Annotated in this window: 11 protein-coding genes; 5 read left to right on the forward strand and 6 right to left on the reverse strand. The window is 62.8% G+C overall.

Going from position 1 to position 12,610, the window contains the following annotated elements; translation table 11 throughout:
* The first annotated feature begins 51 nt into the window (after positions 1–51).
* On the forward strand, positions 52–804 hold the full coding sequence (gene recO, locus LCM4573_RS21990) for a DNA repair protein RecO (RefSeq protein WP_071008569.1): 753 nt from the start codon (positions 52–54) through the stop codon (positions 802–804).
* Here the strand turns inward: recO and LCM4573_RS21995 are convergent.
* The 3 genes from LCM4573_RS21995 to LCM4573_RS22005 all read right to left on the reverse strand — a co-directional run bounded on the left by LCM4573_RS21995 (position 792) and on the right by LCM4573_RS22005 (position 3,772).
* Positions 792–2,015, reverse strand: a complete 1,224-nt coding sequence (locus LCM4573_RS21995; protein ID WP_071008570.1) for an MFS transporter — start codon at positions 2,013–2,015, stop codon at positions 792–794. The genes recO and LCM4573_RS21995 overlap by 13 nt on opposite strands.
* A gap of 101 nt (positions 2,016–2,116) precedes the next feature.
* The gene (locus LCM4573_RS22000; protein ID WP_071008571.1) at positions 2,117–3,016 is read right to left on the reverse strand and encodes a DMT family transporter; all 900 of its coding nucleotides are present in this window, start codon (positions 3,014–3,016) and stop codon (positions 2,117–2,119) included.
* Between the two features lie 153 nt (positions 3,017–3,169).
* Positions 3,170–3,772, reverse strand: a complete 603-nt coding sequence (locus LCM4573_RS22005; RefSeq protein WP_071008572.1) for a TetR/AcrR family transcriptional regulator — start codon at positions 3,770–3,772, stop codon at positions 3,170–3,172.
* 124 nt (positions 3,773–3,896) lie between these two features.
* Between LCM4573_RS22005 and LCM4573_RS22010 the strand changes: the two genes are divergently transcribed.
* On the forward strand, positions 3,897–5,126 hold the full coding sequence (locus LCM4573_RS22010) for an MFS transporter (protein ID WP_071008573.1): 1,230 nt from the start codon (positions 3,897–3,899) through the stop codon (positions 5,124–5,126).
* A 137-nt stretch (positions 5,127–5,263) separates the two neighbouring features.
* On the opposite strand, the gene LCM4573_RS22015 is transcribed toward LCM4573_RS22010, so the two are convergent.
* From LCM4573_RS22015 to LCM4573_RS22025, 3 genes are read right to left on the reverse strand one after another with little or no spacing between them, the layout of a single operon-like run.
* Positions 5,264–6,115 (reverse strand): MOSC domain-containing protein, encoded by an 852-nt coding sequence (locus LCM4573_RS22015; protein WP_071008574.1) that lies wholly within the window; start codon positions 6,113–6,115, stop codon positions 5,264–5,266.
* An 11-nt stretch (positions 6,116–6,126) separates the two neighbouring features.
* Positions 6,127–6,780, reverse strand: coding sequence for an HD domain-containing protein (locus LCM4573_RS22020; protein ID WP_071008575.1), 654 nt, complete (start codon positions 6,778–6,780; stop codon positions 6,127–6,129).
* A complete protein-coding gene (locus LCM4573_RS22025; protein WP_071009192.1) occupies positions 6,777–9,524 on the reverse strand; it encodes a DUF2339 domain-containing protein in 2,748 nt (915 codons plus the stop codon). The genes LCM4573_RS22020 and LCM4573_RS22025 overlap by 4 nt, the downstream gene beginning before the upstream one ends.
* A gap of 251 nt (positions 9,525–9,775) precedes the next feature.
* Between LCM4573_RS22025 and LCM4573_RS22030 the strand changes: the two genes are divergently transcribed.
* The 3 genes from LCM4573_RS22030 (at position 9,776) to LCM4573_RS22040 (ending at position 12,576) form a co-directional block, all read left to right on the forward strand.
* Positions 9,776–10,807 (forward strand): ABC transporter substrate-binding protein, encoded by a 1,032-nt coding sequence (locus LCM4573_RS22030; protein WP_071008576.1) that lies wholly within the window; start codon positions 9,776–9,778, stop codon positions 10,805–10,807.
* A gap of 171 nt (positions 10,808–10,978) precedes the next feature.
* Positions 10,979–11,767: an ABC transporter ATP-binding protein gene (locus LCM4573_RS22035; RefSeq protein WP_071008577.1), complete on the forward strand. Its 789-nt coding sequence runs from the start codon at positions 10,979–10,981 to the stop codon at positions 11,765–11,767.
* A complete protein-coding gene (locus LCM4573_RS22040) occupies positions 11,764–12,576 on the forward strand; it encodes an ABC transporter permease (protein WP_071008578.1) in 813 nt (270 codons plus the stop codon). Before LCM4573_RS22035 ends, LCM4573_RS22040 begins: the two co-directional genes overlap by 4 nt.
* Positions 12,577–12,610 lie beyond the last annotated feature (34 nt).

Below are 12,610 nucleotides of genomic sequence, written 5' to 3' on the forward strand. Positions count from 1 at the left end.
GGCGCTTATCCGCTAGTGTTGAATCTGTTTGAAAGGAAGTTGAATCTCCGCATGCAGTGGCAGGACGAAGCGATCATCCTGGGCGTCAAGCGCCATGGCGAGACGAGCGTCATCGCCGAGGTGATGACGCGTTCGCGCGGCCGCCATCTCGGCCTCGTGCGCTCCGGTCGTTCGCGGACTATGCAGCCGGTGYTGCAGCCGGGAAATCATGTGGACGCGGTGTGGCGCGCTCGCCWCGACGAGCATCTCGGCGAATTCAAGCTGGAGYCGATCCGCCTGCGCGCAGCCCGGCTGATGGAGACGGCTACCGCCGTCTACGGCGTTCAGGCCATGGGCGCGCTTTTGCGGCTGCTGCCGGAGCGCGATCCGCACCCACATCTTTTCGAAGCTCTCGATATTATCCTGGAAGCCATGGATCACCCTGCCGATGCGGGGGAACTCTTCATCCGCTTCGAATTGGCGGTGCTGAACGATCTCGGCTACGGCCTTGATCTTACCGAATGCGCGGCCACCGGAAGCCGCGAGGAGCTCGTCTACGTTTCGCCGAAGAGCGGCCGCGCCGTCTGCCGTCAGGCCGGCGAGCCCTATGCGGAGCGGATGCTTGCCCTGCCGGCATTCCTCGGGGAGGAAGCGGGCGTTGCAGCCGACCGGGAGAGCCTTGCTGCCGCCTTCAGGCTCACCGGCTATTTCCTGCACAGGCATGTCTATGAGCCGCGCGGGCTGACGGAAAACGCCGCCCGCGACGGTTTCGTGCAGGCGGCGCTGAAGGCCATGGCGAGCGGTGACGAGCGTCAGGCCGGCTGAGCCGCGAGCGGGCGGGAGACGGGCTTTTCGGCAATCGGCCAATGGACGATCGCGGCGAAAATGCCGAGCGCAACGCCAAGCCACCAGACCACGTCATAGGAGCCGAAGCGGTCGTAGAGGAAGCCGCCCATCCATACGCCGAGGAACGATCCCACCTGATGCGACAGGAAGACGATGCCGCCGAGCATGCCGAGATGGCGGGTTCCGAACATGATGGCCACCAGCGCATTTGTCGGCGGCACGGTGGAGAGCCATAGCAGGCCCATGACGATTGCGAAGACGATGACCGAAAGCGGCGTCTGCGGCAGCAGCAGGAAAGCCGTGACCGCGATCGAGCGCGCAATATAGATATAGGCAAGGAAATAGGGCTTGGAATAACGCTGGGCGATGAAGCCGGCGGCGAGCGAGCCGATGATGTTGAAGAAGCCGATCAGCGCCATGGCGATCACCGCATAGCGGGCGTCGATGCCGATATCGCCGAGATAGGCCGGGAAATGCGCGGTGATGAAGGCCACCTGGAAGCCGCAGACGAAGAAGCCGGAAACCAGCAGCAGATAGCTCTGGTGCCCGAAGGCCTCCTTGAGAGCCTCGCCCGCCGTCTGCTTGAATTCGGCCTGTGACTGCGCACCCGACGCGGCATTGCCGCGAAGCGGGTAGGCGAGCAGTGGCACAAGCAGCATGAGYACGGAAAGATAGACGAGGCTGTCCGACCAGCCATAGGCGGAGATCAGGCCCTGTRTGAGCGGCGCGAACAGGAACATGCCGGCCGAACCGGCAGCCGTGCCGATGCCGAAGGCGAGAGAACGCTGCTGGGGCGTGACATTGCGGGCAAAGGCCGCAAGCACCGTACCGAGCGAGCCGGCACCCACGCCGCAGCCGACCAGCACGCCACCGCCGATGTGGAGCGCGGCGACGGAATGGCCCGTCGACATCAGCACGAGACCGACCGCATAGATCAGGCCCGCCAGCGTCAGCACCCGGCCCGTACCGTATTTGTCGGCGATCGCGCCGAAGAAGGGCTGGCTCAGCCCCCAGCAAAGGTTCTGGATCGCCATGGCGAGCCCGAAGGTGGAGCGGTCCCAACCGGTATCGGTCAATATCGGAAGCTGGAAGAAGCCCATGGCCGAGCGCGGGCCGAAGGTCAGCATGATGATGATCGAACCCGCGGCGATGATAAGCCAGGGCAGGGATTGGCGGGCAGTCTGGGTCATGACGTCTCCTCCTGACTTGCGCGGGATCATACCGCTGCGATCGCTTTCCCCAAAACGAGTTTTGTTGGGGTGAATCATCACCGTATTTGATGATGATGCGCCTAAAGCTCGCCGGGAGGCTCCACCGGGACTTGGGAGGCCCGTCCGGCGCGCGCCTCCCGATAGATGGTGAAAAGCCCCGCACCCACCACAATCAGCGAACCGACGACCATGTTGAAGCCGAGCGTTTCCCCATAGATCAGCACGCCGATGAAAGAGACCAGCACCAGCTGGATATAGGACATGGACTGCACGATCACCGCATCCACGAGATCGAAGGCTCGGATCAGAAGATAGTGTCCGACCATGCCGGTGGCGCAGAGCGCCAGCATCCACAGGGTGTCGGTCGGGGTGAACGTGGTCCAGTAGAACGGCCCGGCCAGCGTGATGGCGGCAGCACCGGCAACGCCGGTATAGAAGAAGCTGGTTATCGCCGGGTCGTCGCGGCTCGCAAGCCGCGTGGTGATCGCATAGAAGCTGTAGATCACGGCGCCCGCGATCGGCAGCAGGACCATGCCATCGAAGCCGCCGGTCTCGGGTTTCAGGATCATGAGGACGCCGATGAAGCCGATCGTGATGGCCGTCCAGCGCCGCCAGCCGACCTGCTCACCGAGGATCGGCACGGAAAGCAGCGCGACGAGCAGGGGAGCCGATTGAAAGATCGCCTGGCTTTGGGCAAGCCCGACCGTTGCAAAGGCAGATATTGCAACGACGATCTGAACGGCCAGGATTACGCCGCGCGAGATCTGCAGAAAGGGCCGCTTCGTCCTCGCCGCCGCCTTCAGGCCGCCGGCGGAACGCATCGCCAGAAGGATCGCGAAGGCCGCGAAGGCCCAGTAACGCATCATGGTGATGAAGACCGGCGGATAATGGCTGCCGAGGTGTTTCGAAATGCCGTCCTGAACCGAGAAGATCGTTACGGCCGTGAGCGCGAAAACAAGGCCGGTTGCCCGAGGTGTCATGAAAACGTCGATCCCTCAAATGAATGCCGGATCGAAATGACCATGAGGCGATGCGCGGCTGAACGGTGAGTCATCCGTGACATTTGCCGCCTTGTAGTTGTCGGACAACCTGCGTTTTCGGAATATCTGCCATGCGCCCCGTGCAGGGCGATCCTATTCCTGCTTCCGCTTCTTCAAAAGGCCCGAGACCAGCACGTTGAAAGCCGCGACCGCTTTTCTGGAAGCGGCTTCCGGATCGTCGGCACTCGCGATCCACAGGGCCGCGCTGAGAGAAGCGCCGTTTACCAGCCGTGCGGTCGCTTCCGCGTCGACCGGGAGGACGATTCCCTCATCGACGAGCCTCTGGATGCTGGCCGTGGTCGTTCTGATGCAGGCGCTCTGGTTCTGCCATTGGGACGGGTCTCCGAGGACAGCGGGTCCGTCGAGCAGCATGATGCGCTGTATTTCCGGTTCCAGCGCCATCTCGATATAGGCCGTGAATTCATCCACGAAGCCCTGCCACGCGGTCGGGGCCTTGCTGGAGATTGCGCAGAGCCGGTCCGACATTTCCGCGTCGATTTCCCCGATGACCGCTTGCAGCAGGCCTTTCTTGTCGCCGAAGTGGTGGTAGAGCGCGCCGCGCGTCAATCCCGCTTCGGCGGTGAAATCGTCCATGGAGGCATTCGCGTATCCCTTGGATGCGAAGGCCTGCCGTGCGGCCGCCACAAGCTTGCCCCGAGTTTCTGCGATCATTTCCTTGCGTGGTTTGTGCGCCATGCAGACTCCGAAAATTATTCGCATACGCCTCGTATGTGAATTGACATACGCGCCGTATGTGATTATTTACCTCACATACGCGCCGTATGTAAGTGGTCATCCAAAATAATCCAAGGAGTCCCTCATGCCCAACCCCTATGGCCAGATTTTCAGGGCGCCCGGAGCAAAAGGCTTTGCGGCCGCCGGTTTCGTTGCCCGCCTGCCGCTGCCGATGACGACGATCGGCCTTGTGGCTATGCTTTCCCAGACTCATGGTGAATACTGGCTGGCGGGCGCTGTCTCCGCCACCTTCGCGCTCGCCAATGCTTTCATTTCTCCGCAGGTCTCCCGATGGGTGGACCGGGTGGGGCAGAGCAGGGTGCTGGTGCCCATGACGACCATCACCTTCGCAGCACTGCTCGGACTGGCCGCCGCTGCCCATTGGCGGCTGCCGAACTGGACGCTCTTCGTGCTTGCGGTGATAGCCGGTCTCATGCCGAGCATGATGGCGCTGGTGCGTGCCCGCTGGACTGAGATCTATCGAAACAGRCCGGAGCTGCATACCGCCTTCGCCTTCGAATCGGTCATGGACGAGCTCGTCTATATCTGCGGGCCGATCTTCGGCATCGGTCTGAGCGTCGGGCTCTTTCCCGAAGCGGGCGTTCTGGCATCCGCCGCGTTCCTCGCCATCGGGGTGACGCTTTTCGTCGCCCAGAAGTCCACCGAACCCAAGGTTCATCCCGGCCAGGCCGGTAATGAGGGTTCCGTCCTGCGGTTCCTTTCCATGTGGTTCCTAGTGATCGTCTTTGCCGGCATGGGCACGATCTTCGGCACGGCCGAGGTCGCCGTCGTCGCCTTCGCCGAAGCACAGGGGCAGAAGGGTGCTGCGACCTATATTCTGGCTGCCTATGCGGCGGGCTCCTTCGTGGTCGGTCTCGTCTTCGGCGCCATCAAATTCGAAGCGCCGCTCGCTCGCCGTCTCGTCTTCGCAAGCCTGATCGCCGCCGTCACGACGCTGCCCATGCCCTTCGTCGGCAGCCTCTGGGTGCTGACCCTGGTGATCTTCCTGGCAGGCGCCGCGATCTCGCCGACCTTCATCACCGGCATGAGCCTGATCGAACGCCTGGTGCCGGCCTCGCAGCTTACCGAAGGCATTACCTATGCCATGACGGGCGTCGGTATCGGCTTTGCTCTCGGCTCCTCCGTCTCCGGCTGGACGATCGATGCCTATGGCGCTTCGAACGGCTTCTGGGTCGCCGTGGCGGGCGGCAGCGTCGCGCTTCTGACCATGCTGATCGGTTATGGCAGCCTCAGCCGCTCGGACAGGCAATCCGTCGAAGCGGCGGAAGCAGCCGCCCTGCGCCCGGCGGAATAGAGGCTGACACCAATCTCCCCCTTGAGGGGGCGCTGCAAAGCGGCGGGTGGGGTGACGTTTCCCTGATCGCAAGTCAGATCACTTCACCGCGGAACTACGCTTCGGCCCTCCCCCTCAAGGGGAGGGTGATCTATGTATCAAACCCGGCGCTTGATCGCCCAGCCTTCCGGCCTTTCCTCTACAACCGTCATCATATCCCCGATCCTGATCCTGCCTGTGCCGCGCGGCACCGCGTTCCAGCCGAAGAGTGGACCCGGAACGCGCCGGTCGGCCGACATGCGGATGCGGCCCATGGCCGGCATGGGGCTCGGCGCATCGCGGGAGCCCGACGTCTGGTCCTGCGTGGTCATGATGCAGCGGGCGCAGGGTTTGACGAGATCGAAGCGGATGCCGGAAATCTCTATCGCGGCCCATTGGTCCTCGGCCCAGGCCTCGTCGATATCGATGACGATATTGGGCCGGAAGCGCTCCATACCCACGGCGTCTTCGCCATGCGCCTGCATGTCGGCGTTGAGGGCCGCGAGTGACGCGGTCGTGGTGATGAGCACCTGATATCCGTCCGCGAAGGTAACGGGCGTGCCTTCGCCTGACCACTCCGCGCTCGCGGTTCTCTTCGCGCGCTCGTCGAAGAAGACGAGGCGTACGTCCCGGCTCAGCCACCCGGAAAGCGTCGCGTTGGCGGCATCGTCCGCCACGGCGGCACTGACGACGGATTTCCAGACCGCCACCTCCATGCGCCGATCCGCCGGCGGAGGGGCGATAGTGATTTCTCCCGCGCCCTCCATGGCGATGCGGGCGCCGTCATCCTGCGGCTGCACCTCGAGCCAGGCAAGCGATTGCAGCTCCCGCTGGGTGATGAAGTGCCCCGAAGGGTCCACGACCATCATCCGCCGGTCGCCGGGGATGCCTGTAGCGGCAATCTCCGCCTCTTCGAGAGCAATGCCACGGGCGCTCTTCATCGGATAGAAGTGGAGTTGGCTGACGCGCATGAAAATGATCCTCAGATTTCGTCGATGAAGAGGGCAAGTATCTGTTTCAACCGCTCGTGCCGCTCGCGGGCGAGCGCCCGGCCGGTGGCGGTCTGGAAGCCATCGGCGAGCTTGAACAGCTTGGTTTCGAAATGGTCGATGGCGAACGTCTTGTCGTCCAGTGGCCTGTCTTTCGCAAGCGGGTCGATGGGATCGTAGAGACCCGATCCCATGCGGCCGGCGATGTAAAAGCACCGCGCCGCGCCCACCATTCCGATCGCATCCAGCCGGTCGGCATCCTGCAGGATCTTCGCCTCCAGCGTCTCGGGCCGGACATTGGCGGAAAAGCTGTGGGTCGTCACCGCATGGGCGACGGTATCGATCTCCGCCTCGCGCCAGCCGAGTCCTGCAAGGATTTTCGATGCCTTCTCCGCCGCAAGCCGTGACGCCTGTGCCCGCAAAGGCGAGTTCTTCTCCACCGCAACGCAATCATGCAGCAGCACGGCGGCCGCGAGCACGGTGCCGTTACCGCCTTCCTCCGCGTGGATGCGCATGGCATTGCGGAAGACGCGCAGGATATGGGCGATGTCATGCGAGCCGTCATCGCCTTCGGTCGCAAAGGGGATCAGCGTCTCGGCAAGCGCGTCATAGGGCGCAAAGCCGGCGGCAAGGGCGTGGAGGGTCATTGTGCCTGCTCCTCGGCAATCGTTGGCGGTTCAGGCTCCGGTGCGCTGTTCTTGCGCACGAGGATGCGCTGGTAGAAGAGCCCGATGCCGATCAGCACTCCGCCAAGGCCGATGAAGGAGAGCGCACGCAATATGCCTTCGAGGTTCGACATATCGATGAGGAAGACCTTGAGGACGGCGATGAACACCAGGCCCGCCGAGGCGAGGCGAAGGCTGCGGGCGTCGAGCTTCGAGCCGAGCGCTAGTAGCGCCACGCCGATCACCAGCCACACGACCGAATAGGTGTAGGTCTCTCCGGGCAGGAAACCCTTCCATTCGGCAATGAATTCGYCCTGCCAGAAACGCCGCACCGAAAGCGTGGCCCAGAGGAAGCCAAGCACGGCGCCGGAGATGGCCAGCATTGCGACATAGGGCTGCGGGCGTTTGCCCCGCGCATACCAGGCGACGCCAGCATAGGCGAGTGCGGGCATGAGATAACCGATCAGCAGCAGGTTGACGAAAGGCCAGCGCCCGGTGCTCTCGCCGGTGATATAGGGATTGAGCGCCACGACATGCAGCGACAGAACGTTGATGGTGGCGAGCACGCCGGCGATCATCGAGCCGTAGCGGAAGATCGGGCTCGGGGATTTGAGATCGAGCGTCATCAGTGCCGCGGAGAAGCCCACGGTGAGCAGGGTATAGATCGATTGCTCACCGAGCGTCGGCACGCTGCCGTCGAGCACCCCGCCGTTCATCGCGTGGCGCACGAGCACGGCGGCGGTTACCAGGACCATGAGAGAGGCGAGCGCCTGCAGGAGGTTGCGGATGCGCGTGTCCGGCCAGCGGCGCAGCGCGTAGGCCGAGACGACCGCCAGCAGCGCCGGAATGCCGTAGCCGGGTAGGAGGGCATTGAGGAAAGGCGTGGTGCCGAGGCTGTTCGGCCCTACCAGCGTCGGCTCCCAGGCGATCCGCGCGAAGACGACGAGGAGCGCCGCCGCCATGACCCAGGGCAGGGCAGGCCACGGGCGGATACGCGTCGCCATGGCATAGGCGAAACCGAGAACGGCGAGCGATATGGTGGTGGTGATGCCGTTGGTGAGCGCGTGGAGCGCAAAGGCGAATGCGGCGAAGGAACCGACAACCAGCAGATTGGCCGGCCAGTCGATACGGCTTTCGTTCTGATCAGTCTGCCGGAACAGCCAGTTCGCGCCGGCCAGAAGCGCCAATCCCAATGCGATGCCGAAGAGCCCATGTGTCCAGTCGCGGGAAAGATCGCCGAAATTCAGGAAACTGATCGTCGCGATCGAAACCGGAACGGCGGACATCAGCACCGCCCATACGAACGAAAATTCCGGCTCGCGATAGCGCAGCCGACGCAGGAAACCGAAGCCGAGCAAAGCGAAAACGCCGCCGAGCAGCAGGCTCATCGCGATCTGATGCGTATAGGTGAGGGGAACGGCCGGGCTGCCGTCGATCTCAGCCGCCGCCATGTAGTTGAGAAGCGTCAGCGCGATCAGTCCTGTGCCGATGATCGCGCCCGCTGCGGAAATCAGGGCGGGCCAGACGGCATAGCGGCGACTGGCGCCGAGGGCGGCCAGCGTGGCGATAACGGCAGCGAAGGAAAAAGCCGGATCGCCGGATGCCGGAGGATCTGCTGCTATGAATGCCAGTGCCGACAGCACGGCGGCGAACGAGAGCGAGAGTGCGATTTTCAGCGGCAGGCGAAGCAGGAGCCCGAACCAGCCGCTGCCGTTGTTGTCATCGGCCGCCGGCTCGCCATAGCGGCTGCCCGGCCAGAAGAGCGCCGTGCCGGCGATGACGGCGATCAGCGTCAGCGTGGGCGGCAGCGGATCATAGGACGGGGCGCCAAGGATGTAGGCGAGCGCCCAGCCGCCGATGCCGATATTGGCAAGCATCGGCACCACGGTCCAATTGCGGAATCGCGAGGCGGCATTCGTCGCGAGCCATGTCACGGCCAGGAAGATGAACAGCGCATTGGCATTCGGCTCGTCGGTGGTAACGAGCGCCGGCGTGACGAGTGAACCGAGGAGCCCGAGACCCGCGAGCGCCTGCCCGTGCAGAAGCGAGAGGCCGATCGTGGCGAAGGAGACGAGGGCCAGCAGGAGGAAGGCGCTGCCGGGGCCGATATAGCCGTAGATCGCATGAGCCGCGAAGACAGCGCCGAGAAGGGTCACCGCGCCGGCTCCGGTCAGCGCGCCCGGTATCATCGCATTGTTATAGCGCTCGGAAACCTGCGGCATGGAGCGGCGACGGATGACCTCGCCGGCGCCGATGAGCAGAAGACCGAACAGGAAGGCAAGCGCTATCCGCGCGGCCGGACCGAGAAGGCCGCTTTCGATCGAATAGCGGATGAGAAAGATGCCGCCGAAGGCGAGCGCGACACCGCCGACCCAGACCGCCCAGCGGGCCCCGAGATTGCTTTCGAGGCTTTCCTTCTCCCGTCCCGTCAAGGAGGGAAGGGCAGCGGCAGGCTCCGATTCGATTTCGCGTGCCGCGACCTCGATGGAGCCTGGATCGATTTCCGCAGGCGCCGGCTCGGCATCCGCTGCCGGGGTCTCAGCTATCGGCTCGGAAGCTGTCACTGTTTCGGTATCGGCCGCAAGCGCAGGGCGGGCCTCGCCTTCATATAGCGCCAGCCGCGCGCTCAATTTTTGAAGCTCATCCTCCAGCACATCGAGCCGCTGCGCATACTTCCGCTGCCAGGCAAGGGCGGCAAGCAGGGCTATCAGGAAGAGGATTTCGATCATATGCGGTCTCGCGAGCGGGAGGCTTGGAGAATGCTTATACAATCTGTCGGCTTGGGAAGGAAAGGGCCGCTCCATATGGTAGCAAATCCTGCCTGAAAGATAGGCGGATTGCTGCACAAATATTCACGGAATAGTTTAAAAAATGAACTCCATGAGAATATGATGAGAATATGTGCAATTTTTACTTGCGCGCGTTCTTGGGAAAGGCTTTGAATAGGCACTCAAAAAAACCGACAGGGGGCTAATTCATGTTCACACGCCGATCGTTTTCCAGGCTTTCCGCAGTGGCGGCGCTGGCGCTTGCCGCAGGCTTTTCGACGCCAGCCTTGGCCGAAACGTCCATCAAATTCACGCTCGACTGGAAGTTCGAGGGACCGGCTGCCGGCTTCCTGCTGGCCGCCGAGAAGGGTTACTTCAAGGAGGAGGGGCTGGATGTCACGATCGATACCGGCAACGGTTCGGTCGAGGCGATCCCGCGCGTGGCCACCGGCGCCTATCAGATGGGCTTCGGCGACATCAACTCGCTGATCAAGTTCCTGGACGAGGATTCCTCGCAGAAAATCAAGTCGGTGATGATGATCTACGAGCGGCCGACCTTCGCCGTGGTCGGGCGCAAATCGCTGGGCGTGACGGAGGACCCGAAATCGCTCGAGGGCAAGAAGCTCGGCGCTCCGCCGCCGGATGGCGCATTCGCCCAGTGGAAGGCTTTCAAGGATGTCGCCAAGATCGATGACAGCAAGGTCACGATCGAATCGATCGGTTTCCCGGTCCGCGAACCCATGCTGGCCAAGGGTGATGTGGACGCGGTCTTCGGCTTCGCCTTCTCGGTGATCCTGAACCTCAAGGCGCAAGGTATTTCCGACGACGATATCGCCACCATCCTGATGGCCGAGAACGGCCTGAATCTCTATGGTAACGCCGTTCTCGTAAACACTGATTTTGCGGAAGAAAACCCGGACGCGGTAAAGGGCTTCCTGCGTGCGCTCGCCAAGGGTTTCGCAGCCGCCGTCGCCAATCCGGAAGAGGGTGTTGCGGCTGTCTTGAAGCGCAACGAGACGCTGAACAGCGATATCGAACTCGAGCGGCTCACCATGGCGAATGCCATGAACATCAAGACGCCCTATGTGGTCGAAAACGGCTTCGGCGGGGTCGATATGAACCGCCTTGGGGCCTCCATCGAGACGCTTAAGATTTCCATGGGCCTCAAGGGCAATGTCGCGGCCGACCGCGTCTTCGACGCAAGCTTCCTGCCGCCCAAGGAAGAGCGGATGCTTCCTTGATCGTTTAAGACCCCTCCCCAACCCCTCCCCACAAGGGGGAGGGGCTTAATCTGCCGTAGCGCCGGAGATGATGGTAAGGTCTTGCCACGGGTTTTCTCCCCTTGTGGGGGAGATGGCCGGCAGGCCAGAGGGGAATCCTGCATATGACAGCCGGAACCGAAGAGAGAATGAATGGCTGACCTCGTTTCCATTGAAAATGTCGACATGCGCTACGGCGGCGCGGCCGGCACGCTGGCCGTGTCCGGCCTCAGCCTGAAGGTCGGCAAGGGAGAATTCGCCGCGGTGGTCGGCCCGTCCGGCTGCGGAAAATCGACATTGATGAAGCTTGTCACCGGCCTCCAGGTTCCGCAAGGCGGYACGGTCATCGTGGCGGGCAAGCAGGTGACCGAGCCGATCTCCATCGTCGGCATGGCGTTCCAGAACCCGACCATGCTGCCTTGGCGCACGACGCTCGACAACATCCTCCTGCCGCTTGAAATCGTCGAGCGGCACCGCCGCCGGCTGCGCTCCCAGAGGAAGGAATATGTCGAGAAGGCGGAGCGTCTTCTGGAGATCGTCGGCCTCGAGGGCGTCGGCTCCAAATATCCCTGGCAGCTTTCGGGCGGCATGCARCAGCGCGCCAATCTCTGCCGCGCGCTGATCCACGAGCCGGAGCTTCTGATGCTGGACGAGCCCTTCGGAGCACTCGATGCCTTCACCCGCGAGGAGCTCTGGTGCGTCATCCGCGATCTGCACGCGGCTCAAGGCGTGACGATCATCCTCGTGACCCATGACCTGCGCGAAGCCGTTTTCCTGGCGGACAGGATTTTCGTCATGAGCGCGCGCCCCGGCCGTATCCTAAACGAACATCGGGTGCCCTTCGAACGGCCGCGCGACCTGGAGATCATGTATCAGAAGAGCTTCAACGACATGGTCCATGAGCTTCACGGCGAGATCGCCAAGGCGAGGGTGACAGCATGAGCGCCGCGACCGAAAACACCGCCATCAAGCCACAAAAAACGCCTGTTCGCATCAATTGGGTATGGCTTTCTCCATTCCTCTACACGCTCGGCCTCTTCGTCTTCTGGGAGCTGGCGGTCATCGCGCTCGACATGCCGCCGACCATCTTGCCCGCGCCGACGCGCGTCTTCCAGGCGATCGTGCAATACTGGTCGCCGATCTGGAAGAACTCGCTGCAAACGCTCTATACGACGACGCTCGGCTTCATCATCGCCGTCGTCGCCGGCCTGGCGCTGGGCCTCTTCATCGGCTGGTCGAAGGCGATCTATGCGGGGCTTTATCCGCTGATGATCGGCTTCAACGCCATACCCAAGGTGGCCGTGGTTCCGATCCTCGTCATCTGGTTCGGCATCGGCACGGTCCCGGCCGTGCTCATCGCCTTCCTGATCTCCTTCTTCCCGATCGTCGTCAACGTCGCGACCGGACTTGCCACCATCGAGCCGGAAACCGAGGATGTGCTGCGCGCCCTCGGCGCAAAAAAGATGGACATCATGCTGAAGGTCGGCATCCCTCGTTCCATGCCCTATTTCTTCGGCTCGCTGAAAATCGCCATCACTCTGGCCTTCGTCGGATCGGTTCTTTCGGAAACGGTCGCCTCCAATTATGGCYTCGGCAACATGATGAGCTCGGCGCAGAGCCAGTTCAACGTGCCCCTGGTCTTCGCGGGCCTGCTGATGCTGGCTGTCGAAGGTATTGCCATGTATGCACTGATGGCGTGGATCGAGAAGCGTATGACCGGCTGGGCGCATCGCTCGACCATGGCGAACTGAGGAACCGATCTGGAAAATGCCACAGCGGGCCGGG

Origin of the sequence: Rhizobium sp. LCM 4573, assembly GCF_001854865.1 — a bacterium.
Taxonomy (GTDB): Bacteria; Pseudomonadota; Alphaproteobacteria; order Rhizobiales; family Rhizobiaceae; genus Neorhizobium.

Excerpts from the sequence above, each read along its gene's own strand:
- LCM4573_RS22000 (WP_071008571.1), bottom strand. The coding sequence starts at position 3,016 with ATGACACCTCGGGCAACCGGCCTTGTTTTCGCGCTCACGGCCGTAACG.
- LCM4573_RS22005 (WP_071008572.1), bottom strand. The coding sequence starts at position 3,772 with ATGGCGCACAAACCACGCAAGGAAATGATCGCAGAAACTCGGGGCAAG.
- LCM4573_RS22015 (WP_071008574.1), bottom strand. The coding sequence starts at position 6,115 with ATGCGCGTCAGCCAACTCCACTTCTATCCGATGAAGAGCGCCCGTGGC.
- LCM4573_RS22020 (WP_071008575.1), bottom strand. The coding sequence starts at position 6,780 with ATGACCCTCCACGCCCTTGCCGCCGGCTTTGCGCCCTATGACGCGCTT.
- LCM4573_RS22030 (WP_071008576.1), top strand. The coding sequence starts at position 9,776 with ATGTTCACACGCCGATCGTTTTCCAGGCTTTCCGCAGTGGCGGCGCTG.